Genomic DNA, 22,467 nt, shown 5'->3' on the forward strand with positions numbered 1-22,467 from the left:
CACGACATGGCACCGGAGCTGGTGGTCCCCCGCGGCGGCTCCCGCAGGCCGTTGGCACGCCGGTCCTGGGTCCGCGCCGGCTTCGCCGCGCTGTTCGGGGTCGCCTTCGGTCTGGGGCTGTGGGGCTTCTGGCTCTACCGCGCCTCCCCGGACTTCGCCTGGGGCACCACCGTGTGGGACGTCGTCTACTACACCGTGCAGCTCTTCGTGCTCGGCGCCGAGGCCACGAACGAGGGCGGCGACCTGCCCTGGCAGCTCCAGGTCGCGCGCTTCCTCGCGCCGGTCGCCACCGGCTCCGCCGTGTTCGAGGCCGTGCGCTCCTTGTTCGCCGACCAGTTCACGCTGATGCGCACCCGCCGCATGCGCGGCCACGCGATAGTGGTCGGCCGCACGCCCGCCGCCGGCGTCATCGCCGAGGCGCTCGCGGCCCGGGGAGCGCTCGTGGCGCGGACCGCCACCGGCGACGCCGAGTCGCTGCGCAACGCGGGGGTGGCCGGTGCTGCGGTGCTGTACGCCTGCGAGAGCGAGGACGACGAGCCCGGCGTCAACGTGCTCACCGTCGCGGTGGCCAATCGTGCGGAACGGGCCCCCGACGTGCCCGGACTGCGGCTGAACGCGCACGTCAGCGATCCCGAGCTCGCGCTCGCCCTCCAGGCCCGCCACCTGAGCCACCCCCAGCCCGGGGTGGACTTCTTCACGCTGGGCGAGCTGGTCGCCCGCTCCCTGGCCCGGCGCGACCAGACGGCCGCCCGCGGCGACGCCCCACATATCTCGGTGGTCGGGCACGGGACGTTCGGCCGTGCGCTCGTCGTCGCCTTCGCCCGCCTGCGGAGCGTCGAGATCGCGTCCGGCGGAGAGCCGCTCACCGTGACCCTGGTCGGGCCCGGCGCGCAGGATGCCGCCCGCACCCTGCGGACCCGCTGGCCCAGCGTGCGCTCGGCGTGCCGGCTCGTCCCGGTGGAGACGTTCGCCGAGGTGCGCGCCCTCGGCACGCCCCAGCGCGTCTACGTGTGCCACGACGACGACGGCGATGCGCTCCGCAACGCCCTCCGCGACAGCGACCTCTGGCGGGCCGGCGAGGGCGCGGTGGTGCTCCGGCTCAACCGGCTCGCGGGGCTGGGCGGGCTGTTCGGCACCCACGACGGCGCGATCCTCGACGACCTCGGCGGGCGGCTCGACGTCGTCGAACCGGGCTCGCTGCTGCGCAAGGCGACCGCGCCCGGCGCGCTGGTGCACGACGACGTCTACGACCTGATGGCCGTCTCCGCGCACCTGACCTACCTGCGCAACCAGCGGGCGCGCGGCGTGGCCTGGGAGAGCAGCCCCGCCATGGTCTCCTGGGCCGACCTGTCCGACGACCTGCGCGCCGCGAACCGCGCCCAGGTGCGCGCCATCCCGGACCGGCTGCGCCAGATGGGCTGCACCGTCGCGCCCGCCGGCGACACCGAGCACGGCCGCATCCCCGAACCCATGGTGGACGCGCGGGCTGTTGACGAGCACGACCGCTGGATGGCGGACAAGCTCGCCGACGGCTGGTCCTACGCTCCCGAGCGCGACGACGCCCGCCGCCTGCACCCGGACCTGCGTCCCTGGGCCGACCTGTCGGAGGCGGACCGCGAGAAGGACCGGGCGGCGATCCGCGCGATCCCGGTGATCCTCGCGGACTTCGGCCTGCACGTGGTCCCGCTCGCCGAGGACGCCGGCTTCGAGGCCGCCGACGCCCCCGTGCCCGACCCGCGCGGAGTGGTCCGCGGCTGGCGGATGTTCGGCAGGGGCCGTGCCGAGCAGCCGGGCGAGGGCTGACAGGATGTGCCCATGCGAAGCGTCACCCTCCTCGGCTCAACGGGTTCCATCGGCACACAGGCCATCGACGTCATCGGGCGCAACCCCGACCGGTTCCGGGTGGACGCATTGTCCGCGGGGGGCTCGGACCTGCCGGCGCTCGCCCGCCAGGCCGCGGACCTCGGCGTCCGCGCCGTCGCCGTGGCCGACGCCGCCGCACGCCCCGCACTGACCACCCTGCTCGGCGAGGCGGGGGCCGACGGCGTCGAGGTGCTCGCCGGACCCGACGCCGCGACCGAGCTCGCCGGCCGGGGGAGCGACGTGGTGCTCAACGGCATCACCGGGTCGGTCGGCCTGCGACCCACTCTCGCCGCGCTCGCCGCCGGCTCGACGCTGGCGCTCGCGAACAAGGAGTCGCTCGTGGTCGGTGGCGCGCTGGTCAAGGCGGCCGTGCGGCACGAGGGGCAGATCGTGCCGGTCGACTCGGAGCACTCCGCCATCGCGCAGTCGCTGCGCTCGGGCGCGCCGTCGGAGGTGCGCAGGCTGGTCGTGACGGCCAGCGGCGGGCCGTTTCGTGGCATGTCGCGGGCGGAGCTGCGCGACGTCACGCCCGCACAGGCTCTGCGGCACCCCAACTTCGCCATGGGGCGTGTGGTCACCACCAACTCGGCGACCCTGGTGAACAAGGGCCTCGAGGTGATCGAGGCGCACCTGCTCTTCGACCTGCCGTTCAGCGCCATCGACGTCGTGGTGCACCCGCAGCAGATGATCCACTCGATGGTCGAGTTCGCCGACGGCTCCACCATCGCGCAGGCCGGCCCGCCGCGGATGCTCGTGCCCATCGCGCTCGGCCTGTCCTGGCCCGACCGCCTGCCGGACGTCGACGTGGCGATCGACTGGACGAAGGCCGCCACGTGGGAGTTCCTGCCCCTGGACGACGACGCCTTCCCCGCCGTCCGCCTGGCCCGCCAGGTGGGCGAGGCCGCCGGCACCCACCCGGCCGTCTACAACGCCGCGAACGAGGTGTGCGTGGACGCGTTCCACGACGGCGCCATCGGGTTCCTCGACATCGTCGACACGGTGGCTGCCGTCGTGGAGCAGCACGCGACGACGGCCGCGGGCGACGCGGGCTCGGTCGAGGGCGTCCTGGAGGCGGACGCGTGGGCGCGCCGGCGCGCGGGGGAGATCCTCACGTCGGCCTGACGCGGCCGTCCTGCCACGCCATCTTCCGCAGGCCACGCCATCTTCTGCGTCCGAGGCGGTCAGCCGCGGATCATGGCGTGGCCCGCAGATCATGGCGTGCGCGGCCGGTCAGGCGCTCCGGTCCGCGAAGCCGTGGTCGACCGGGCCGTGCCCGCTCCACGGTCCGGGCGCCGTGCCGGTGCCGCCGATCACCAGGTCGTCCGCCGCCCGCAGCGCACCGGTCAGGTAGTCCTTGGCGGCGCGCACCGCCGGTTCCCAGCCGTCGTGCCGCGGGCGCAGCACGGCGCACGCCGAGCTGAGCGTGCAGCCCGTGCCGTGCGTGTTCCGGGTGGGCACCCGCGGGGCCGTCAGCGCGACCACGTCCGGCCCGGGACCGGCGAGCTGGTCCACCGACTCGGCCGAGACGAGGTGCCCGCCCTTGACCAGGGCGTACCGCGGCCCGAGCTTCAGCAGCGTGCGGGCCTGGTCGGCGGCCTCCACGGCGTCCCGCGCCTTCTCGACGCCGAGCAGCACGGCGGCCTCGGGCAGGTTCGGCGTGACGAGGTCGGCCAGGGGGAGCAGCTCGTCGCGCAGCACCGCCTCGGCGTCGGGTTCGAGCAGCCGGTGGCCCGAGGTCGAGACCATCACCGGGTCGAGCACCACGTACGGCGCGGGGCCGGCGGACCGCAGCGCGCGCAGGGTCGCCGCGATCGCCCGGCCGACGGCGGCGTCCGACGTCATGCCGATCTTCACCGCGTCCACCGCCACGTCGGCGAACAGCGTCTCGAGCTGCGCCGTGACCATGTCGCCGGGTACGGGCAGCACCCGGGTCACACCGGTCGTGGACTGTGCCGTCAGGCCCGTGAGCACCGCGCAGCCGTAGCCACCCAGGGCCGCGAAGGTCTTCAGGTCGGCCTGGACGCCGGCTCCGCCCGAGGGGTCGGAACCGGCGATCGTCAGCGCCACGACGGGGTGGCCGGGCGCACGGGTGCGCACGACGGAGGGCAGGGCAGGATCGGGACCCATGAGGCGTTCCTTCGCTAGAATTACCTAGAGCAGGTTCACGGGTGCATCTCAGCCGGGCTCTCGCCCTGGCGCCCCGCGCCATGTCGGTCCACCTTAGACCGGTCGTGCCCCGTGCTGAAGTCCGTCGACCAGCAGGTCGAGCATGCGGCGGCCGTGGTCCGGCCCCTCGTCCGCCATGGGCAGGGACAGCTTCGAGACGGCGTACAGCAGGTCCTTGGGGCTGGCCACGGCGCGCACGGCGCCCGCTTCGACCGCGGCGTCGAGCAGCGAGCCGAGCGCGGGGCCCAGCCGCCCGAGGAAGTAGGCGGGCAGGGCGTCGAAGGCGCTGTCGCCCGAGTGGAGGGCCGAGGCGAGCCCGCGCTTCGTGGCCAGGAACTCCGTGTACCGGTGGAGCCACCGCTCGAGCGCCTCGACCGGCGCGTACTGCTCGGCGAGGACGGGGGCGGCGTCGGCGCAGGCGTCGACCTCGTGCTGGAACACGGCCTTGACCAGGTCGGAGCGCTTGGGGAAGTGCCGGTACAGCGTGCCGACGCCGACGCCGGCCAGGTCGGCGATCTCCTTCGCCGGCGCATCGACGCCCGACGTGCCGAAGACGGCCTTTGCTGCGTCGAGCAGGGCGTCGACGTTGCGTTGCGCGTCGGCGCGCAGTGCGCGCGGCGCTGTGTTCTGGGTCACTTCGCTCCCATCCCTTGCTATCCGGAATGCCTTTCCATATAGTTCTGGAAGAGCGTTCCACTTAGTTCCGAGACTACGGCATCGACGGTGCGCTCACCAGACCATGACCCCAGGAGGACGCATGCAGTACCGCAACCTCGGGCGGACCGGCATCAAGGTCAGCCCCTACGCACTCGGCGCGATGATGTTCGGCGCGGTCGGGAACGCCGACCACGACGACTCCGTCAAGATCATCCACCGGGCCCTCGACGCCGGGATCAACTTCATCGACACGGCCGACGCGTACTCGCACGGCGAGTCCGAGGAGATCGTGGGCAAGGCGCTCAAGGGCCGCCGCGACGACGTGGTGCTCGCCACCAAGGTGCACCTGCCGATGAGCGACGACCCCAACCACCGCGGCAACTCCCGCCGCTGGATCATCGCCGAGGTCGAGAACTCCCTGCGGCGGCTCGGCACCGACCACATCGACCTCTACCAGATCCACCGCCCGGACCCCGAGACGGACGTCGAGGACACGCTGGCGGCGCTGACGTACCTGATCAACTCGGGCAAGGTGCGTGCCATCGGATCGTCGTCCATGCCCGCCGCCGACATCGTCGAGGCGCAGTGGGTCGCCGAGCGGCGCGGGCTGGAGCGCTTCCGGTCCGAGCAGCCGCCGTACTCCATCCTCAACCGGGGGATCGAGCGCGACGTGCTCCCGGTCGCCCAGCAGCACGGCATGGGCACCCTCGTCTGGAGCCCGCTGGCCGGCGGCCTGCTCACCGGCCGGTACCGCAAGGGGCAGGCCAACGACACGCACCGCGCCCGGTACGGGTTCGAGCACCTGCGTGACGAGCATCGCCTCGACGTCGTCGAGCAGCTCGTCCCCGTCGCCCAGGACGCGGGGGTGCCCCTGAACCACCTCGCCATGGCGTTCGCCATCGCCCACCCGGGCGTGACGTCCGCGATCATCGGCCCCCGCACCATGGAACACCTCGACAGTGCGCTCGCGGGCGTCGACGTGGCCCTGACCGACGAGATCCTCGACCGGATCGACGAGATCGTCCCGCCGGGCACCGACGTCGGCCGCCTCGACATGGCCTACGACCCGCCCGCCATCCAGCAGGCCCCGCTGCGCCGTCGGCCCGCCGACCAGCGTGCCGCGGCCTGACCAGCACGCCATCGCACGGGAGGAACTTTCATGACACACGAGCAACGGCCCATCGGAACCGGGTTCACGGCGGCCTCGACGGTCGAGGACGTGCTGGCCGGCATCGATCTGACCGGCAAGAACGTGATCGTCACCGGCGGTCACTCAGGACTGGGCCTGGTAGCGACCCGGGCGCTGAGCGGCGTCGGCGCCTCGGTCGTCGTCGGCTCGCGCGACACGGAGCGTGCCGCGGCGGCGGTAGCGGGCATCGAGCGGGTGGAGGTCAGCCGGCTCGACCTCCTGGACCCGGGGTCGATCGACGCGTTCGTCGCGCGCTACCTCGCCTCGGGGCGCCCGCTGCACATCCTGATCAACAACGCCGGCTATCCGGCCCCGGCCGAGATCGTGCGGGACGCCCGCGGCTACGAGGCGCAGTTCGCGACCAACCACCTGGGCCACTTCCAGCTCACCCTCGGCCTGCGCCCCGCGCTGCGTGCCGCGGGTGGCGCACGGGTGGTCAACACGACGTCCGGGGCTCAGCGGATGTCCGACATCCTCTGGGACGACCCGAACTTCACGGGCGGCGGCTATGCCCCGGGCCTCGCCTACGCCCAGTCCAAGACAGCCAACGTGCTGTTCACGGTGGAGCTGGACCGGCGCTGGTCCGGAGAAGGGATCCGTGCCTTCGCCGCCCACCCGGGGGTGATCGCCACGACGTCGTTCAACAGCGCGGTGGGCGTCGAGGAGCAGCGTGCCCAGGGCCTGATCGACGACGCCGGCCGGCCGGTCATCGACCCCGAGCGCGGCAAGAAGACCGAGGCCCAGGGCGCCGCGACCATCGTGTTCGGGGCGACCAGCCCGCTGCTGGCGGGCATCGGGGGGCTCTACCTGAACAACAGCGACGTCTCGCAGCTCGACGACGACCAGCCGCCGCCCACGCCGGAGGAGATCACGGCCGACGTCGTGTCGCACTCGATCGACCCGGCGTCCGCACGGCGGTTGTGGGAGCTGAGCGAGCGGCTGCTGGCCGGGTAGTGGGCGTGGGCTGGGGCCGTGCTGCTTACCGCCCCCTCGTCCAGTTGAACACCGCGATACCCGTCACCAGGGCCCCCACCGTGACCAGGGCCGTCGCGGCGACCGCCTGGATGCCGTTGAGCAGCCCGGCGTCCAGCGCGACCTGGACGGTGCCGATCAGCGCGTAGACGCCGGCGAACACCGTGATGGCCGAGAGCGTGCCGTCCATGAGGCGACGGCGTCCGCGCTCACGTCTCGCCTCGGCGGCCCGCTCCCGGTCGCCGTGCAGGCGCTCCAGGGCTGCCAGGCGCGCGGCGATCGGCTCCTGCAGCAGCTCGCGCAGGCGCTCCGTGACCACGGCGGCCTGCTGCTCGAAGTGGGACGCCTGCAGCAGCTGGCGCAGCATCCTGGACTCCAGCGCGGAGGCCAGGAACGTGGGCGAGGTGATGGTGGTCAGCGTGGTGCGGACCTCGGAGGCGAACTCGTGCAGCCGCAGCTGCTCGCGCGTGAGGCGCTCCTTGCGCTCCGCGAGGTCGGCGCCGTTGTTCACGTCGTGGTCGGCGAGCATGGCCGCGACGATCCGCAGGTGGTCCGCGAGCGTGGCGTTCCACGCGCTGAACAGTCCGTTGAGGCTGGCGACGAACTCGGCGAGGGAGCCGTACTGGGAGATCTTGAAGTGGGCGGTGCCGACCAGCGCGACGGTGGTCGAGTTGGTGGCCACGGCCACGACGTCGCCCAGGTGGCGTACGCCCTCCAGCAGCACGGGGTTGCGCTGGCGCAGCGTCCAGTCGCAGAGCGTGGCGGTGCCGTAGGGGACGGGCTGGAGCAGCACCTGGGAGCCGAACGCGGCCAGCAGCTCGTCGCCCATCCTGACCGGTATGCGTTCCGCCGCCGGCGCGGCCGGCCCGCGTCCTCGGCTCGCCTCGTAGACGGTCGTGACCACGTGCGCACGGCCCTGGGCGATCTCGGTGCCCTCCCGGACCAGGTCGGCGGTGGCGCGCTGGAGCAGGTCGGCAAGGTCGAACAGCCGCTCCGGCGGCGGCCCGTCGCCGTGGTCGACGTCGACGGCCATGCCGTCCGGCGTCGTCCAGCGCACCCGGATGTCGGCGTGCAGGTTGGAGAGCCGGAACCGGGCGTCCCTGACCTGCTGCGGTGACTGGTCGCGGGCCGAGTAGCGGAACCGGACGTAGTGGTTGCCGAACTCGGTGAACCGCACGTCGCAGGACAGCTCGGCGATGAACGACCCGTCGGGCTGCTCCAGCTGCACGTTCGGCATCGCGATGGACACGCCGCCGTAGGGGCGCGCGGCCCGGTCGACGCTCGCCCACACGTCGTCCATCTTGAGCCGCCCGCGCACCGCGAGGGCCTGGACGCCGAGCAGCCGAGGTCGTTCGTCGCGGTCGGCGAGGGTGCGGATCGCCGCCACCGCGGCGGCGGGCCTGATGTCGCGCAGCCCGAACGGGTAGATGTAGACGGTGCGCAGGCGGTCGAGCGTGAGCCAGGTCGTGTCGAGGCTGCGGTGCAGCTCGGCGAGGTGCATGCGGTAGGAGCGCAGCTCGCTGGCCAGGATGTAGTTGAGGTGCCGGTCGGTCTCGGCGGCGCGCAGACCGTCGAGGGCGGCGGCGAGCGGTGCCGGGTGGCCGGCCATGGCGGCGTCGGCGGCGCGGGCGGCGTCGGCCAGGGCGCGGAAGTACCGGATGCGGGTCACTGCCTGGGGTACGAGTGCGAGGCGGAACGGGGAGCCCGGGTCCGGGATGGCGCGGGCGGCCCTGAGCAGGTCGGTGCATCGTTCGCCGGCCTGGTCGGCGGCGACGGCCACGCGTCCGAGGTCGCCCGCGCTGCGTGCGGCGGAGGTGTGCATCTGGGTGATCAGGGTGCGCAGCAGCACGGCGACGGCGTCGCCCTCCGCGCGGCAGACGTCGTCGGGCGCGCGGTCGCGGCACGTGGCCCAGGTCTCGACGAAGGCGCGGAGCGGCACGATGATCCGGCCGTGCCGAAAGGTGTACTGCAGGGCGTCGCTCGCCTGCGACCACAGGTAGGCCCCGAGCAGGGCGGCGGCACGGGGCAGGTGGGCGACGGCGGTCAGTGCGGCGGCGGTCTGCGGTCCGCGGGGGTCGCCGGGCAGCGGGTGGCGGCGGTTCGGCGCCTCGCCGTCCTCGCCCATGTTCCAGCGGGACGCCGCCCAGATCGCGCTGACGTCGACGCCGACGTCCCGCAGCTGTCTGGCGACGCGGGAGTCGCCGTCGGCGGCGGGCCAGGCGTCGGTCTGGAACATCGACGTGAGGCTCTCGGTGAGGGCGGCGGGGCCGTGGGCGTGCGCCTCGCGTGAGATGGACGAAACCGACATGAGCGCTAGGTTAATGATCAGTAACCGTTGTTTCAACGAATCACCATGAATTCGAAAGGGCGTGAACGTCGGGTGGTCGTCCCGGGGGAGAGCTGAGCGGCCTTCCGAGCGTGCGGAGAGGTGCCGTAGTCTCGGTGCGGTGAGCATCGTTCCGCACATCGTTGGTGTGCTCGTCCTCCTGCTGGGCGTCATCGTCTCCGTGGGGCTGCACGAGCTGGGCCACATGATCCCCGCCAAGAAGTTCGGCGTACGGGTGAGCCAGTACTTCGTCGGGTTCGGGCCCACCCTCTGGTCACGGACCAAGGGCGAGACCGAGTACGGCATCAAGGCGATCCCGCTGGGCGGGTTCGTGCGCCTGATCGGCATGATGCCGCCGGCGCCGGCCGGTACGCGGCGCGGCAAGGGTTTCTGGAACGAGCTCGTCGCGGATGCCCGCGACGCCTCCGTCGCAGAGGTGCGCCCCGGTGAGGAGCACCGCGCCTTCTACAACCTCTCGACGCCCAAGAAGCTGATCGTGATGTTCGGCGGGCCGTTCATGAACCTCGTGATCGCCACCGTGCTGATCGGCGTGATCCTCGTCGGGTACGGGGCGATGACCGTTTCCACCACGGTGGCGCAGCTCTCGGAGTGCGTGCCGGCGTCCGTCACCTCGACGGCCTCCGGCGACGACTGCGAGGGACAGCCGGCGGCGCCCGCCGTCGCCGCCGGACTGGAGCCGGGCGACGAGATCGTGGCCTTCGGCGGTGCCGAGGTGCACAGCTGGCAGCAGCTCGTCGGTCTCATCAACGACTCCGCCGGCCGCACGTCCGAGGTGGCGGTGCTGCGCGACGGCGAACGCGTCACGCTCGAGGTGACCCCGGCCAGGGCCGACCGGCCCGTCGTGGACGAGCGGGGCGCGGCGGTGCTCGGCGCCGACGGCGATCCGGTCGTCCGGCCCGGTGGGTTCGTGGGCTTCTCCCCGCTGCAGGAGCGTGAGCCGCAGCCGCTCTCCAGCGTGCTGCCCGCCGTGGGCGACCAGACCTGGCAGACCCTGACCATGGTGGCGACCCTCCCGGTCCGCGTGGCCGAGGCCGCCACCCAGGCCTTCACCGCGGAGGAACGCGCGCAGGACTCCGTGCAGTCCATGGTGGGCGTCGCGCGGATCAGCGGCGAGATCATGGCCCTGGACGAGGCGATCCTCGACCGCGTCATGTTCTTCCTGAGCCTGCTCGCGAGCCTCAACATCGCGCTGTTCGCCTTCAACCTGATCCCGCTCCTGCCGCTCGACGGCGGACACCTGGTCAACGCCCTCTACGAGGGCGGCAAGCGTACGCTCGCCCGGGTGCGCGGGGCCGCGGTGCTGCCCGGCCCGGCCGACGTCGCCCGCATGACGCCCGTCGCCTATGTGGTCTTCCTCATCCTGCTCGGGGTGGGTGGCGTGCTCATCGTGGCGGACCTGGTGGATCCGGTGCGGATCACGTGATGCCCGACACGATGTACGTATCGCACCTTCGGAAGCAGGGATACTGAACCCGTGAGCGCAATCAGCCTCGGCATGCCGGCAGCACCTCCGCCGGTCCTCGCCCCCCGCCGCAAGACTCGGAAGATCAAGGTCGGCAAGGTGGAGGTAGGTGGTGACGCACCCGTGAGCGTGCAGTCCATGACCACCACGCCCACCACCGACATCAACGCGACCCTCCAGCAGATCGCGGAGCTCACGACGGCAGGCTGCGACATCGTTCGCGTCGCCGTCCCGACCTCCGACGACGCCGAGGCGCTGCCGATCATCGCGAAGAAGTCCCAGATCCCCGTGATCGCGGACATCCACTTCCAGCCGAAGTACGTGTTCGCCGCGATCGACGCCGGGTGTGCCGCCGTCCGCGTGAACCCCGGCAACATCCGCAAGTTCGACGACCAGGTCAAGGAGATCGCCCGGGCCGCGAAGGACGCCGGGATCTCGCTGCGCATCGGCGTCAACGCCGGGTCCCTGGACAAGCGCATCCTGGAGAAGTACGGCAAGGCGACGCCCGAGGCGCTCGTGGAGTCCGCCGTGTGGGAGGCGAGCCTCTTCGAGGAGCACGACTTCCACGACTTCAAGATCTCGGTCAAGCACAACGACCCCGTCGTCATGGTCCGCGCCTACGAGCTGCTCTCCGAGCGGGGCGACTGGCCGCTGCACCTGGGTGTCACCGAGGCGGGGCCCGCGTTCCAGGGCACCATCAAGTCGGCCACCGCGTTCGGCGCCCTGCTCAGCAGGGGCATCGGCGACACGATCCGCGTCTCCCTCTCCGCCCCGCCGGTGGAGGAGGTCAAGGTCGGCAACCAGATCCTGCAGGGCCTCAACCTGCGGCCGCGTAAGCTCGAGATCGTGTCCTGCCCGTCCTGCGGCCGCGCCCAGGTGGACGTGTACACGCTGGCCGAGAAGGTCACCGCGGGACTCGAGGGCATGACCGTCCCGCTGCGCGTCGCCGTCATGGGCTGTGTCGTGAACGGCCCGGGCGAGGCACGCGAGGCCGACCTCGGTGTGGCCTCCGGCAACGGCAAGGGCCAGATCTTCGTCAAGGGTGAGGTCATCAAGACCGTCCCCGAGGCGATGATCGTCGAGACCCTCATCGAGGAGGCGATGCGGATCGCGGACTCGATGCCTTCGCCGGAGAATGATGTGCAGGCCGGTCCCCCGGTCGTCTCGGTGGGCTGAGCCGGAGCGGAGCAGCAGGCTCAGGGACTACCGAAGAGTCTGATTCGAACGGAGCAGAGCATGGCTCGCTGGCGCACCCCGGTACCCGCCGGAGCGCGCCCCGACGGGCCGCCAGAACCGGGCGAACAGGACATTCGGATGCAGGTGGAGGGGCAGTCGGGTGCGCGCGCACTGACCCGGGCAGACCTGGCGCAGGCCCTCGCGGTCTGCGCCGTCGACCCGGTCTCGTCCGTGCTCGCCACCGCCCGCCTGGAGATCGCGGTGCGCGCCGGCTTCGGCGCCGCCGCGGGCCAGGCCTGGGGCTGGCCCGCCGTCGGACGCCTTGAGGCGGTGTGCTGGGCCGGTGCCAACCTGGTGCCCGTGGTCCCGGTGGCCGACCCGGCACGCCGTGCCGAGGCGATCACCGCCTTCGCCGAGGTGGCGCGCGTCCACGGCCGCCGGTCGTCGTCGATCGTGGGGGAGCAGGAAGCGGCGCTGGCGCTCTGGGAGCGCCTGTCGCCGCACTGGCCGCCGGCCCGCGAGGTGCGCGCCGACCAGCCCTCGATGGCCATCGGGACGGCACCCTCGCTGGCACCCGAGCCCACCGTGCGCCGTTCCGTGCCCTCGGAGCTGGGCCTGGTGCTGCCGGCCTGCGTGCGCATGTTCACCGAGGAGGTCGGCTACTCGCCCGTCGCGACAGGCGGCTCCGCCTACGCGGAACGCGTGAAGTCGCTCATCACCGAGGGGCGCTCGTTCGTCCGTGTGGTGCCCGACGTCGGCGGGCAGCCCGCCGTCGCCTTCAAGGCAGAGCTCGGCGCGGTCGCCGGCGGAGTCGCCCAGGTCCAGGGTGTCTGGGTGGAGCCGGCGTTCCGAGGCCGCGGCTGGTCGGAGTCGGGCATGGCCGCCGTGGTCGCCCTGACGCGCGCGTCCATCGCGCCCGTCGTGTCGCTGTACGTGAACGCCTACAACGAGCGGGCCGTCGCCGCCTACCGGCGCGTCGGGTTCGAGCAGGTGGGCACGTTCGCGACCGTGCTGTTCTGAGCCGACGGGCCGTTCCGCACCGACGGGTCACCGCAGCAGCCTGGACATCCTGCGGTCCGCGAGCGGCTTGCCGCCCGTCTGGCACGTGGGGCAGTACTGCAGGGACCGGTCGGCGAAGGACACCTCGTGCACCGTGTCGCCGCACGGCGTCCCGTCCCAGCCCGGGCAGGGCAGGCCGGCGCGTCCGTGGACCCGCATCCCGGCCCGCTTGGCGTCCTTGAGCTCCTTGGCCGGCTTGCCCGACGCCGCCGCGATGGCCTCGGCGAGCACGTCACCGATCGCGGCGTGCAGCCGAGCGGTCTCTTCCGGGGTGAACGAGCGGGTCAGCTTGTAGGGGCTGAACCGGCTCGCGTGCAGGATCTCGTCGCTGTAGGCGTTGCCGATGCCCGCGATGGCGCGCTGGTCCCTGAGCAGACCTTTCACCTGCTGGTTCTTCGTCGAGAGCAGGCCGGCCAGGACGTCGACGGTGAACTCCGCGGCCAAGGGTTCCACGCCCAGGGACGCGATCATCTCGATCTCGGCGGGGTCGCGGACCACGTGGACCGCCAGCCGCTTGCGGGTGCCCGCCTCGGTGAGGTCGAACCCGGAACCGTCGTCGAGCCGCACCCGCAGCGCGAGGACGGCGCCGCGCCCGGAGCCGCCGAGGGACGGACGCACCGGCTTGGTGGACAGCGCGTCCGACCAGCGCACCCATCCGCCCCGGGAGAGATGGAAGACCAGGTGGAGCGGGGCGCCGCCTGGCTCCGGGCCGACCACCACGTCCAGCCACTTGCCGTGCCGGGCGACGCCGGTCACCTCGCCTCCGACGAGCGCGCCGGTGGGCAGGTCGAACGTCTTGAGCGCGGCGATCGATCCGACCTCGACGGCGGCGACCGTGCGCCCAGAGGTCCGTGCGCGCAGGAAGTCGGCGAGCGCGGCGACCTCGGGCAGCTCCGGCATGGCCTCATCCTGCGAGACTTCCCGAGGCGGGGCAAGACCTGCGAAGCGTGGCCGAACCGCAACCTACGCCTGTTCCGGGCCTTGGCGGCCCTGGGGCGGGCGCCGAGCCGCAACTTGCGGGTCCACCGAACTGGCTGGCCGGGTCGAGCCGAAGGTTAGACGTCGATGTACTCGGCGAACCGCAGGTTGTGGGTCAACCTGGGCACCCAGAGGCGCGAAGCTTGCGGTTGACCACCGTTGGAGACGAGTAACGTGCGGTTCGGCGCCCCGCAGGACGAATAACGTGCGGTTCGGCACTCGACGACTCCCGACGTGCGGTTCGGGACCCGCCCCAGGCCGTGGGTGCCTCGTGGTTCCGCAAATTTCCGGCGAGCCGCAGCGGCCCGCGCGGATAGGCTGTGCCCCATGTCTTCCGCACGCCTCATCCAGGGCGACGTGCTGCGCATGTCGTCCCTCTTCGTCCGTACCCTGCGCGAGGACCCGGCCGAGGCCGAGGTCGCCAGCCACAAGCTCCTCGTGCGCGCCGGGTACATCCGCCGTGCCGCACCGGGCATCTACTCGTGGTTGCCGCTCGGTCTGCGGGTGCTGGCCAAGATCGAGGCGATCGTCCGCGAGGAGATGGTCGCCATCGGCGGCCAGGAGGTGCACTTCCCGGCGCTGCTGCCGAGGGAGCCCTACGAGGCCACGGGCCGCTGGGACGAGTACGGTGCCGCGCTGTTCCGGCTCAAGGACCGCAAGGGCGCCGACTATCTCCTGGCCCCCACGCACGAGGAGATGTTCGCGCTGCTGGTCAAGGACCTGTACTCGTCGTACAAGGACCTCCCCGCGATCCTCTTCCAGATCCAGACCAAGTACCGCGACGAGGCGCGCCCCCGCGCGGGCCTGATCCGCGGGCGCGAGTTCATCATGAAGGACTCGTACTCGTTCGACGTCAAGGACGAGGCCCTCGAGATCAGCTACCAGAAGCACCGTGAGGCGTACGAGAAGATCTTCCAGCGCCTCGGCCTGGAGTACGTGATCGTGTCCGCGATGTCGGGCGCCATGGGCGGGTCCCGCTCCGAGGAGTTCCTCAGCCCCTCGCCGATCGGCGAGGACACCTACGTGCGCTCGCCCGGGGGCTACGCCGCCAACGTCGAGGCCGTCGTCACGCCCGTCCCCGAGGCGATCCCGTACGACGACGCCCCCGCCGCGCACGTCGAGGACACCCCCGACACCCCGACCATCGCCACCCTCGTCGCGGTCGCGAACGAGAAGTTCCCGCGCCCCGACCGGCCCTGGACCGCCGCCGACACCCTGAAGAACGTGGTGCTCGCCCTGGTCCAGCCCGACGGTACGCGCGAGCTGGTCGTGGTCGGCCTGCCCGGCGACCGCGAGGTCGACCTCAAGCGCATCGAGGCCGCGCTCACCCCCGCCGAGCCGGAGCCCGCCACCGAGGAGGACTTCAAGAAGTTCCCCGGCCTGGTCAAGGGCTACATCGGCCCGCAGGCGCTCGGCCCCCAGGGCGAGCAGATCGAGGGGCCCGACGGCGAGAAGGTCCCCGCGATCCGCTACCTGCTCGACCCCCGCGTGGTGCCGGGCACCCGCTGGATCACCGGTGCCAACGAACCCGGCAAGCACGTGTTCGACCTCGTCGCCGGCCGCGACTTCACCGCCGACGGCACGGTCGAGGCCGCCGAGGTGCGCGTCGGCGACCCCGCGCCCGACGGCTCCGGCCCGCTGGAGCTCGCCCGCGGCATCGAGATGGGCCACATCTTCCAGCTCGGCCGCAAGTACGCCGAGGCGCTTCGCCTGGTCGTGCTCGACGAGAACGGCAAGCAGGCAGTCGTCACCATGGGCTCCTACGGCGTCGGCGTCACGCGGGCGCTCGCGGCGCTCGCCGAGGCCAACCACGACGAGAAGGGCCTGGCCTGGCCCGCGCACGTCGCCCCGGTGCACGTGCACCTGGTGGCGACGGGCAAGGGCACCGAGGTGTACGAGGCGGCGGAGTCGATCGCGACCGACCTTGCCGCCCGCGGCGTCGAGGTCCTCTTCGACGACCGGCCCACCAAGGTCTCGCCGGGCGTGAAGTTCAAGGACGCCGAGCTGCTCGGCGCCCCGCTGGTGGTCGTGGTGGGCAAGGGCCTGGCCGACGGCGTGGTCGAGGTGCGGCCGCGCGTCGGCGAGGCGGAGCAGGTGCCCGTCGCGGAGGTCGTGGACGCGGTCGCCGAGAAGGTGACGGCCCTCCTGGCCTGACCCCGCCGCCGACCGGAGAGCGTCAGGCGCGTTCCGGCAGTCCCGGGAACGGGACCGCCGGGGCGCCCCACTGGGCCGCGGCCAGCGTGCTGTCGGTCAGCAGCGCGACCAGCACGGCGCGGGTACCCGGTTCCGCGATCCCGGTCAGCGTCGCGTAGTTCTGCGCGAGGTCCAGCTCGAGGTCGCGGGCCAGGTCCGGCGTCGCCGTGTCCCGGCCGGGCAGCGCGTAGGCGACGCGGCGCGGGTCCTGGTCGGTTCCGTCGGTACCGGCCACGACGGCCCAGCCCTGGGCCCGTGCCCGGTGCAGCCTCGCCCGCTCGTGGGCCCGGGACCGCACCTCGCCGTCGGCCTGCGCCGCCCGGACCTCGAGCGCGTACGCGGCCGTGTCCTCGGACAGGATCAGGGCGTCGAGCTCGTCCGCCGAGAGCCCGGTCGGCACGGCGGCAGGACCCTCCGCGGACGCGGCTGTCGTCGCAGGGGCGTCCTCGCCGTCGGCCGGCTGTGCGTCGGGTTCGTCGGGTTCGGGAATCTCGGTCGGGGGAAGCTCAGGGCCGCGCGCACCCGTCAGCTGTGCCAGGTCACGGGCGTACTGCGCCTGGGCGGCGGACACGGAGGCGAGCAGGCGGCCGAGTGACCCGGCCTGGGCCTGGTTGGCGGCGGCGCGGGTGCGGGTGGCGGCGTCGCGCAGCGAGCTGACGACGGCCCGGGGCGTCTGCTCGGGTGTGGTCGCCGACGGGGAGGCACCGGCGTCCTCGGCCACGATGTCGCCGAGCCCTGAGTCGTACTCGCCCCCGAGCTGCTCCGCCTGCAGCGCCGTGGCCTCGGCGATGAGCGTGAGCTCCGCCGCGACGTCGGCCTGGACCCCGTCTGCCGCCGCCGCGCCGTCGGCCTGGTCGGCGACGAGCAGCGCGTCGGCGACGGCGGTGCGCCGCAACACCTCGGCCGCATCGGGGACCGGCTCGGTGGGTGGCGGCGTCTCGAGTCGCACGCCGCAACCTGAGAGAATGATCGCGCAGGTCAGGGCCAGCGCAGTCAGGGCTGACCGGCTTCGGGTGCTGGCCCTCGGGCCGTTGGCGTTCATCGTGGCCGATGATGCCATGTTCCAGAAGGCGATTCGTGCCCCGGCCGAGATGGGTCAGGTCGCGGACGTCACGTTCTACGCGAAGTGCCGAGGCCCGGCGCTTCGTTACGCTTGATCCAGACAACAACAGCACATCGGTCGAACCGTTCCGGCTCGAACCGTGCCCCCGCACGTGGGGGAGCCGACGGGAGGCAATCGATGACACAGCAGGCGGATGCGGTTCGCGAGGTGGTGGGACCGGTGGTCGAGGCCGCCGGGCTGCACCTCGAGGACGTGGACGTCACCCGTGCGGGCAGCAAGTCGGTGGTGCGGATCACCGTCGACCTGCCGGACGACGCCGTGGGCAGCCTGGACTCCGACGCGCTCGGCGACGTCGCACGCGCCATCTCGGCGGCCCTGGACGTGGACGACGTCGTCGCGGGCGCCTACACGCTGGAGACCTCGACGCCGGGCACGTCCCGGCCGCTGACCGAGGTGCGGCACTTCAAGCGCGCCAGGACCCGGCTGGTGACGCTCAAGATGATGGACGGCAGCCGCGTCGAGGGCCGGCTGACCGACGTGCTGACGGACGACGACGGCGACGCCCTGATGCTCGACGGAGACCGCCGGATCCCGGTGGGCGACGTGCGCAGGGGCAAGGTCGAGGTAGAGCTCAAACGGCTCGACGACGCCCAGGATGCCGAGGTGGGTGAACTGGGCGAGAGTGCAGATGAAGACACCGACGACGACTCGGACGGTGCTGGTTCGGACAACGCGACCGAGGGTAGTCCCGGCCGCAACGAGGAAGGCTGACATGGACATCGACATGACGACCCTGCGGATGCTGGAGCGCGAGAGGGATCTCAGCCTGGACGTCCTCGTCGCGGCCATCGAGCAGGCTCTCCTCTCGGCGTACCACCGCACCCCGGACGCCTACAACCGGGCCCGCGTCGAGGTGGACCGCGCGTCGGGCCATGTCACGGTCTGGGCGCGTGAGGAGCTGCCGGCTCCGGTCGACCCGGAGAGCCCCGAGGTACGTCCCACCGTGGAGTTCGGTCCCGAGTTCGACCACACGCCGCAGGACTTCGGGCGGATCGCCACCGCCACCGCCCGCCAGGTGATCGTGCAGCGGCTGCGCGACGCCGAGGACGACCAGGTGCTCGGCACGTTCCGCGGCAAGGAGGGTGAGGTCCTCGCGGGCGTGATCCAGCAGGGCCGCGACCCCCGCATGGTGCTGGTCGACGTGGGCGGTACCGAGGCGGTGCTGCCGCCGCACGAGCAGGTGCCGACCGAGGAGTACGTGCACGGCGAGCGGCTGCGGGCCTACGTGGTCGAGGTGAGCCGCGGAATGAAGGGCCCCCAGATCACGTTGAGCCGTACGCACCCGAACCTGGTGCGCAAGCTCTTCGAGCTCGAGGTCCCGGAGATCGCGGACGGCTCGGTGGAGATCACCGCCATCGCCCGCGAGGCGGGGCACCGCACCAAGATGGCGGTCCGCACGCGGGTCGCCGGGCTCAACGCCAAGGGCGCCTGCATCGGCCCGATGGGTGCCCGGGTGCGCGCGGTCATGGCCGAGCTGCACGGCGAGAAGATCGACATCGTCGACCACAGCGACGACCCTGCCGCGTTCGTGTCGAGCGCCCTGTCGCCCGCACGTGTGTCGTCGGTCACAGTGGTCGACGCCGACGCACGGGCCGCCCGCGCCATCGTGCCGGACTACCAGCTGTCCCTCGCGATCGGCAAGGAGGGGCAGAATGCCCGTCTCGCCGCGAAGCTGACGGGTTGGCGCATCGACATCCGATCGGACGAGGCCGCCGACGCCGACGCAGGTGGCACCGCCGCCGACGCGCAGGGCGGACGGTAACGCCCGGTGGGTCGGCGCGGTAGACTGTCCGAGTCTGGGCCACGCGCCCGTCTTTCGACATACCCCGTTCCGCCCGCCAAGGGTCCGGTACGCACGTGCGTCGGATGCCGGGGGCGCGACCAGCGGTCTGCACTCCTGCGTCTGGTGCTGGACGACCCGATGGGTGGTGACTCCGTGGCAGGTCCACGGCGCATCGTCGTCGACGTCCGTGCCTGCCTGCCGGGTCGCGGTGCCTGGGTTCACCCGGATCCGCGGTGTCTGGAGCTCGCTGAGCGTCGCAGGGCCGTACCGCGCGCACTGCGCGTCGACGGGCCCCTCGACCTCGGCGAGGTACGAGCACAACTCGGCCAGTGAGGGCACAGGCCGCAGGACTTTCCCGACCGGGCGCAACCGTGCGTCCGGCCGAACCATGCGATTCGTCGACAAGGAAGCGGGTCAGAAGCCGATGGGCACCCGATGAGTCCCCAGCGATGAGTACTCAGTACTAACGGTGGTCCTCCCTGTCTTGGGACGGACCGAGACAGGAGAGTTGTGGCAAAGGTCCGCGTCTACGAGCTCGCTAAGGAGCTCGGAGTGGAAAGCAAGACCCTGCTGGCCGAGTTGAAGTCGGCAGGCGAATACGTTCGCTCGGCGTCGTCGACGCTCGAGCCGCCCGTCGTGCGGCGTATGCGCGACAAGTTCCCGGCCGGTGGCGCTTCCGGCCCGTCCGACAAGGGCGGCGCGGCGACGCCCGCGAAGAGCGCTCCCAAGCCGACCGCGAAGCCCGCGGCCCAGAAGCCGGCCCAGTCGACACCGACCCCGGCCCCAGCTCCCGCGCCGGCCCCGAGCAAGCCGGAGGCCACTCCGGCTCCGGCGCCCGCCCCGGCCCCGAGCCCCGCCCCTGCCCCGGCGGCCGACGAGTCCCCGGCGGCGCCTGCGGCGTCCGCCAAGCCGGCCGCCGCGCCCAAGCCCGGTGCGCCGAAGCCGCCCGCCGCGCCCAAGCCCGGTGCGCCGAAGCCGCCCGCCGCGCCTTCCGGCGCGCGTCCGGGTCGGGACGGCGGCCGTGGTGGCCGTCCCGGTGGCGGTAACCCGCGTCCGGGCAACAATCCGTTCGCGACCAGCCAGGGCATGCCCCGTCCCGGTGGCCGTGGCCGCCCGGGTGCGGGTGCCGGCACCAGCGACCGTCCGGCCGGTGGCAACCCGCGCCCGGGCAACAACCCGTTCGCGACCAGCCAGGGCATGCCGCGTCCGGGGCAGCGCCCCGAGCGCACCGACGCCCCCAGCGGCGAGCGTTCCGGCGGCCCCCGTCCCGGTGGCCCGCGTCCTTCGGCCCCTCGTCCCGGTGGCACCGGTGGCGGCGGTCCTCGCCCCAACCCCGGCATGATGCCGGGTAAGACCTCCATGCCGCGTCCGGGTGACCGCCCGGCTCCGGGTGGCGGTCGTGGCCGTCCGGGTGGCGGCGGTGGCCGTCCTGGCGCCGGTGGCGCCGGTGCGGGTGCACCGGGTCGTCCGGGTGGCGGCGGTGGCGGCTTCGGCGGCCCGCGTCGCGGTGCCGGCGGTCGTGGCGCCACGCAGGGTGCCTTCGGGCGCGCCGGCGGCAAGCCGGTCCGCGGACGCAAGTCGCGTCGGGCGAAGCGCCAGGAGTTCGAGGCCATGCAGGCCCCGTCGCTCGGTGGCGTGCAGGTTCCCCGCGGCAACGGCACCACCGTCGTGCGGCTGCGCCACGGTGCGTCGCTGAACGACTTCGCCGACAAGATCGACGCGAACCCCGCGGCGCTCGTGACCGTGCTGTTCCACCTGGGCGAGATGGCCACGGCCACGCAGTCGCTCGACGAGGACACGTTCGGCACGCTGGCCACCGAGCTGGGCTACCAGATCGAGATGGTCTCGGCCGAGGAGGAGGACCGCGAGCTGCTCGGGGCCTTCGACATCGACCTGCAGGCCGAGGAGGCCGACGAGTCCGACGACGACCTGGCCGCACGGCCCCCGGTCGTCACCGTCATGGGCCACGTCGACCACGGTAAGACCAAGCTGCTGGACGCGATCCGCAAGTCGGACGTGGTGGCGGGCGAGCACGGCGGGATCACGCAGCACATCGGTGCGTACCAGATCACGCACGAGCACGAGGGCACCGAACGTGCGATCACGTTCATCGACACTCCGGGTCACGAGGCCTTCACGGCGATGCGTGCCCGTGGTGCGCAGGTCACCGACATCGCGATCCTCGTGGTCGCGGCCGACGACGGCGTGATGCCGCAGACGGTCGAGGCGGTGAACCACGCCCAGGCGGCAGGTGTGCCGATCGTGGTCGCGGTCAACAAGATCGACGTCGAGGGTGCGAACCCGGCGAAGGTGCGCCAGCAGCTCACCGAGTACAACCTGGTGGCCGAGGAGTACGGCGGCGACACGATGTTCGTCGACGTCGCGGCCAAGCCGGGCATCGGCATCGAGGGCCTGATCGACGCCGTCCTGCTGACCGCGGACGCGTCGCTCGACCTCCGGGCGAACCCGACCAAGGACGCGCGCGGCGTGGCCATCGAGGCGAACCTCGACAAGGGTCGCGGTTCGGTGGCGACGGTGCTGGTCCAGGCCGGCACGCTGCACGTCGGCGACGCGATCGTCGCGGGCACGGCCTACGGCCGCGTCCGTGCGATGTTCGACGAGCACGGCAACGCGGTCGAGGCGGCCACCCCGGCCCGCCCCGTCCAGGTGCTGGGTCTGACCAGCGTGCCGGGTGCCGGTGACACGTTCCTCGTGGCGCCGGACGACCGGACCGCACGGCAGATCGCCGAGAAGCGCCAGGCGGCCGAGCGCGCGGCGACGCTGGCCAAGCGCCGCAAGCGGATCAGCCTCGAGGACTTCGACGTCGAGCTCAAGAAGGGCAAGGTCGAGAGCCTCAACCTCATCCTCAAGGGCGACGTGTCCGGTGCCGTCGAGGCACTGGAGGACGCGCTGCTCAAGATCGACGTGGGCGAGGAGGTCGAGCTGCGCGTCATCCACCGTGGTGTGGGTGCGGTCACGCAGAACGACGTCAACCTCGCGACCGTCGACAGCGCCGTGATCATCGGCTTCAACGTGAAGTACGGCGAGCGCGTCGAGGAGCTGGCGGAGCGCGAAGGCGTCGACGTCAAGTTCTACTCGGTCATCTACCAGGCGATCGAGGACGTCGAGGCAGCCCTCAAGGGCATGCTCAAGCCGGAGTACGAGGAGGTCCAGCTCGGGACCGCGGAGATCCGCCAGGTCTTCCGTTCCTCGAAGTTCGGCAACATCGCCGGTTCGATGGTCCGCTCGGGCAGCATCCGCCGTAACTCGAAGGCGCGTGTGCTTCGCAACGGGACGGTCGTGGGGGACAACCTCACCATCGAGTCGCTGCGTCGCGAGAAGGACGACGTCACCGAGGTCCGCGAGGGCTTCGAGTGCGGTATCGGTCTCGGGTCGTTCAACGACGTCACCGAGGGCGACACCATCGAGACGTTCGAGATGCGCGAGAAGCCGCGCGTCTGACGCTGATGGCTCATGGAGTGCGGGGTATTCGCCCGCC

The 22,467-nt window shown here is 72.4% G+C and carries 18 protein-coding genes and 1 riboswitch; of the genes, 13 read left to right on the forward strand and 5 right to left on the reverse strand.

Going from position 1 to position 22,467, the window contains the following annotated elements; translation table 11 throughout:
- Nucleotides 1-6: 6 nt before the first annotated feature.
- Both ACYVK7_RS23095 and dxr read left to right on the forward strand, forming a co-directional pair.
- Nucleotides 7-1,803: a RyR domain-containing protein gene (locus tag ACYVK7_RS23095; RefSeq protein WP_460890070.1), complete on the forward strand. Its 1,797-nt coding sequence runs from the start codon at nucleotides 7-9 to the stop codon at nucleotides 1,801-1,803.
- Nucleotides 1,804-1,815: 12 nt separating this feature from the next.
- Nucleotides 1,816-2,985 carry a 1-deoxy-D-xylulose-5-phosphate reductoisomerase gene (gene dxr / locus ACYVK7_RS23100; protein ID WP_460890071.1) on the forward strand — a complete coding sequence of 390 codons (1,170 nt, stop codon included), beginning with the start codon at nucleotides 1,816-1,818 and terminating at the stop codon, nucleotides 2,983-2,985.
- Nucleotides 2,986-3,093: 108 nt separating this feature from the next.
- Here the strand turns inward: dxr and thiD are convergent, their stop codons facing one another.
- Nucleotides 3,094-3,990: a bifunctional hydroxymethylpyrimidine kinase/phosphomethylpyrimidine kinase gene (gene thiD, locus ACYVK7_RS23105; protein WP_460890072.1), complete on the reverse strand. Its 897-nt coding sequence runs from the start codon at nucleotides 3,988-3,990 to the stop codon at nucleotides 3,094-3,096.
- Nucleotides 3,980-4,076, reverse strand: a riboswitch (TPP riboswitch). (Overlaps the previous gene by 11 nt.)
- A gap of 7 nt (nucleotides 4,077-4,083) precedes the next feature.
- Complete coding sequence (locus ACYVK7_RS23110; protein WP_460890073.1) at nucleotides 4,084-4,665, reverse strand: TetR/AcrR family transcriptional regulator; 582 nt, start codon at nucleotides 4,663-4,665, stop codon at nucleotides 4,084-4,086.
- Nucleotides 4,666-4,786: 121 nt separating this feature from the next.
- On the opposite strand from ACYVK7_RS23110, the gene ACYVK7_RS23115 reads away from it, so the two are divergent.
- Both ACYVK7_RS23115 and ACYVK7_RS23120 read left to right on the forward strand, forming a co-directional pair.
- The gene (locus tag ACYVK7_RS23115; protein ID WP_460890074.1) at nucleotides 4,787-5,815 is read left to right on the forward strand and encodes an aldo/keto reductase; all 1,029 of its coding nucleotides are present in this window, start codon (nucleotides 4,787-4,789) and stop codon (nucleotides 5,813-5,815) included.
- Between the two features lie 30 nt (nucleotides 5,816-5,845).
- Nucleotides 5,846-6,829 carry an SDR family NAD(P)-dependent oxidoreductase gene (locus tag ACYVK7_RS23120; RefSeq protein WP_460890075.1) on the forward strand — a complete coding sequence of 328 codons (984 nt, stop codon included), beginning with the start codon at nucleotides 5,846-5,848 and terminating at the stop codon, nucleotides 6,827-6,829.
- 25 nt (nucleotides 6,830-6,854) lie between these two features.
- Here ACYVK7_RS23120 and ACYVK7_RS23125 read toward each other — a convergent pair whose 3' ends face one another.
- Nucleotides 6,855-9,155 carry a hypothetical protein gene (locus ACYVK7_RS23125; protein WP_460890076.1) on the reverse strand — a complete coding sequence of 767 codons (2,301 nt, stop codon included), beginning with the start codon at nucleotides 9,153-9,155 and terminating at the stop codon, nucleotides 6,855-6,857.
- A 139-nt stretch (nucleotides 9,156-9,294) separates the two neighbouring features.
- Between ACYVK7_RS23125 and ACYVK7_RS23130 the strand changes: the two genes are divergently transcribed.
- From ACYVK7_RS23130 to ACYVK7_RS23140, 3 genes are all read left to right on the forward strand, one after another.
- Nucleotides 9,295-10,617 (forward strand): M50 family metallopeptidase, encoded by a 1,323-nt coding sequence (locus ACYVK7_RS23130; protein WP_460890077.1) that lies wholly within the window; start codon nucleotides 9,295-9,297, stop codon nucleotides 10,615-10,617.
- Nucleotides 10,618-10,689: 72 nt separating this feature from the next.
- A complete protein-coding gene (ispG, locus tag ACYVK7_RS23135; protein ID WP_460890277.1) occupies nucleotides 10,690-11,832 on the forward strand; it encodes a flavodoxin-dependent (E)-4-hydroxy-3-methylbut-2-enyl-diphosphate synthase in 1,143 nt (380 codons plus the stop codon).
- Between the two features lie 60 nt (nucleotides 11,833-11,892).
- The gene (locus ACYVK7_RS23140; RefSeq protein ID WP_460890078.1) at nucleotides 11,893-12,852 is read left to right on the forward strand and encodes a GNAT family N-acetyltransferase; all 960 of its coding nucleotides are present in this window, start codon (nucleotides 11,893-11,895) and stop codon (nucleotides 12,850-12,852) included.
- A 27-nt stretch (nucleotides 12,853-12,879) separates the two neighbouring features.
- On the opposite strand, the gene ACYVK7_RS23145 is transcribed toward ACYVK7_RS23140, so the two are convergent.
- A complete protein-coding gene (locus ACYVK7_RS23145) occupies nucleotides 12,880-13,791 on the reverse strand; it encodes an Fpg/Nei family DNA glycosylase (protein WP_460890079.1) in 912 nt (303 codons plus the stop codon).
- 405 nt (nucleotides 13,792-14,196) lie between these two features.
- Between ACYVK7_RS23145 and ACYVK7_RS23150 the strand changes: the two genes are divergently transcribed.
- The gene (locus ACYVK7_RS23150; protein ID WP_460890080.1) at nucleotides 14,197-16,023 is read left to right on the forward strand and encodes a proline--tRNA ligase; all 1,827 of its coding nucleotides are present in this window, start codon (nucleotides 14,197-14,199) and stop codon (nucleotides 16,021-16,023) included.
- 22 nt (nucleotides 16,024-16,045) lie between these two features.
- Here ACYVK7_RS23150 and ACYVK7_RS23155 read toward each other — a convergent pair whose 3' ends face one another.
- Nucleotides 16,046-17,011, reverse strand: a complete 966-nt coding sequence (locus ACYVK7_RS23155) for a DUF4439 domain-containing protein (protein WP_460890081.1) — start codon at nucleotides 17,009-17,011, stop codon at nucleotides 16,046-16,048.
- Between the two features lie 16 nt (nucleotides 17,012-17,027).
- Here ACYVK7_RS23155 and ACYVK7_RS23160 point away from each other — a divergent pair, with 16 nt between their 5' ends.
- The 5 genes from ACYVK7_RS23160 (at nucleotide 17,028) to infB (ending at nucleotide 22,430) form a co-directional block, all read left to right on the forward strand.
- Nucleotides 17,028-17,219 carry a hypothetical protein gene (locus ACYVK7_RS23160; protein ID WP_460890082.1) on the forward strand — a complete coding sequence of 64 codons (192 nt, stop codon included), beginning with the start codon at nucleotides 17,028-17,030 and terminating at the stop codon, nucleotides 17,217-17,219.
- Nucleotides 17,220-17,302: 83 nt separating this feature from the next.
- Nucleotides 17,303-17,896 carry a ribosome maturation factor RimP gene (locus tag ACYVK7_RS23165; RefSeq protein WP_460890083.1) on the forward strand — a complete coding sequence of 198 codons (594 nt, stop codon included), beginning with the start codon at nucleotides 17,303-17,305 and terminating at the stop codon, nucleotides 17,894-17,896.
- A gap of 1 nt (nucleotide 17,897) precedes the next feature.
- Entirely contained in the window at nucleotides 17,898-18,947 is a 1,050-nt protein-coding gene (nusA, locus tag ACYVK7_RS23170; RefSeq protein WP_460890084.1) for a transcription termination factor NusA, read from the forward strand.
- A 6-nt stretch (nucleotides 18,948-18,953) separates the two neighbouring features.
- Nucleotides 18,954-19,301 (forward strand): YlxR family protein, encoded by a 348-nt coding sequence (locus ACYVK7_RS23175; RefSeq protein WP_460890085.1) that lies wholly within the window; start codon nucleotides 18,954-18,956, stop codon nucleotides 19,299-19,301.
- A 177-nt stretch (nucleotides 19,302-19,478) separates the two neighbouring features.
- Complete coding sequence (infB, locus tag ACYVK7_RS23180) at nucleotides 19,479-22,430, forward strand: translation initiation factor IF-2 (protein WP_460890086.1); 2,952 nt, start codon at nucleotides 19,479-19,481, stop codon at nucleotides 22,428-22,430.
- The last annotated feature ends 37 nt before the right edge of the window (nucleotides 22,431-22,467 follow it).

The sequence above is a fragment of the Promicromonospora xylanilytica genome (assembly GCF_054782895.1).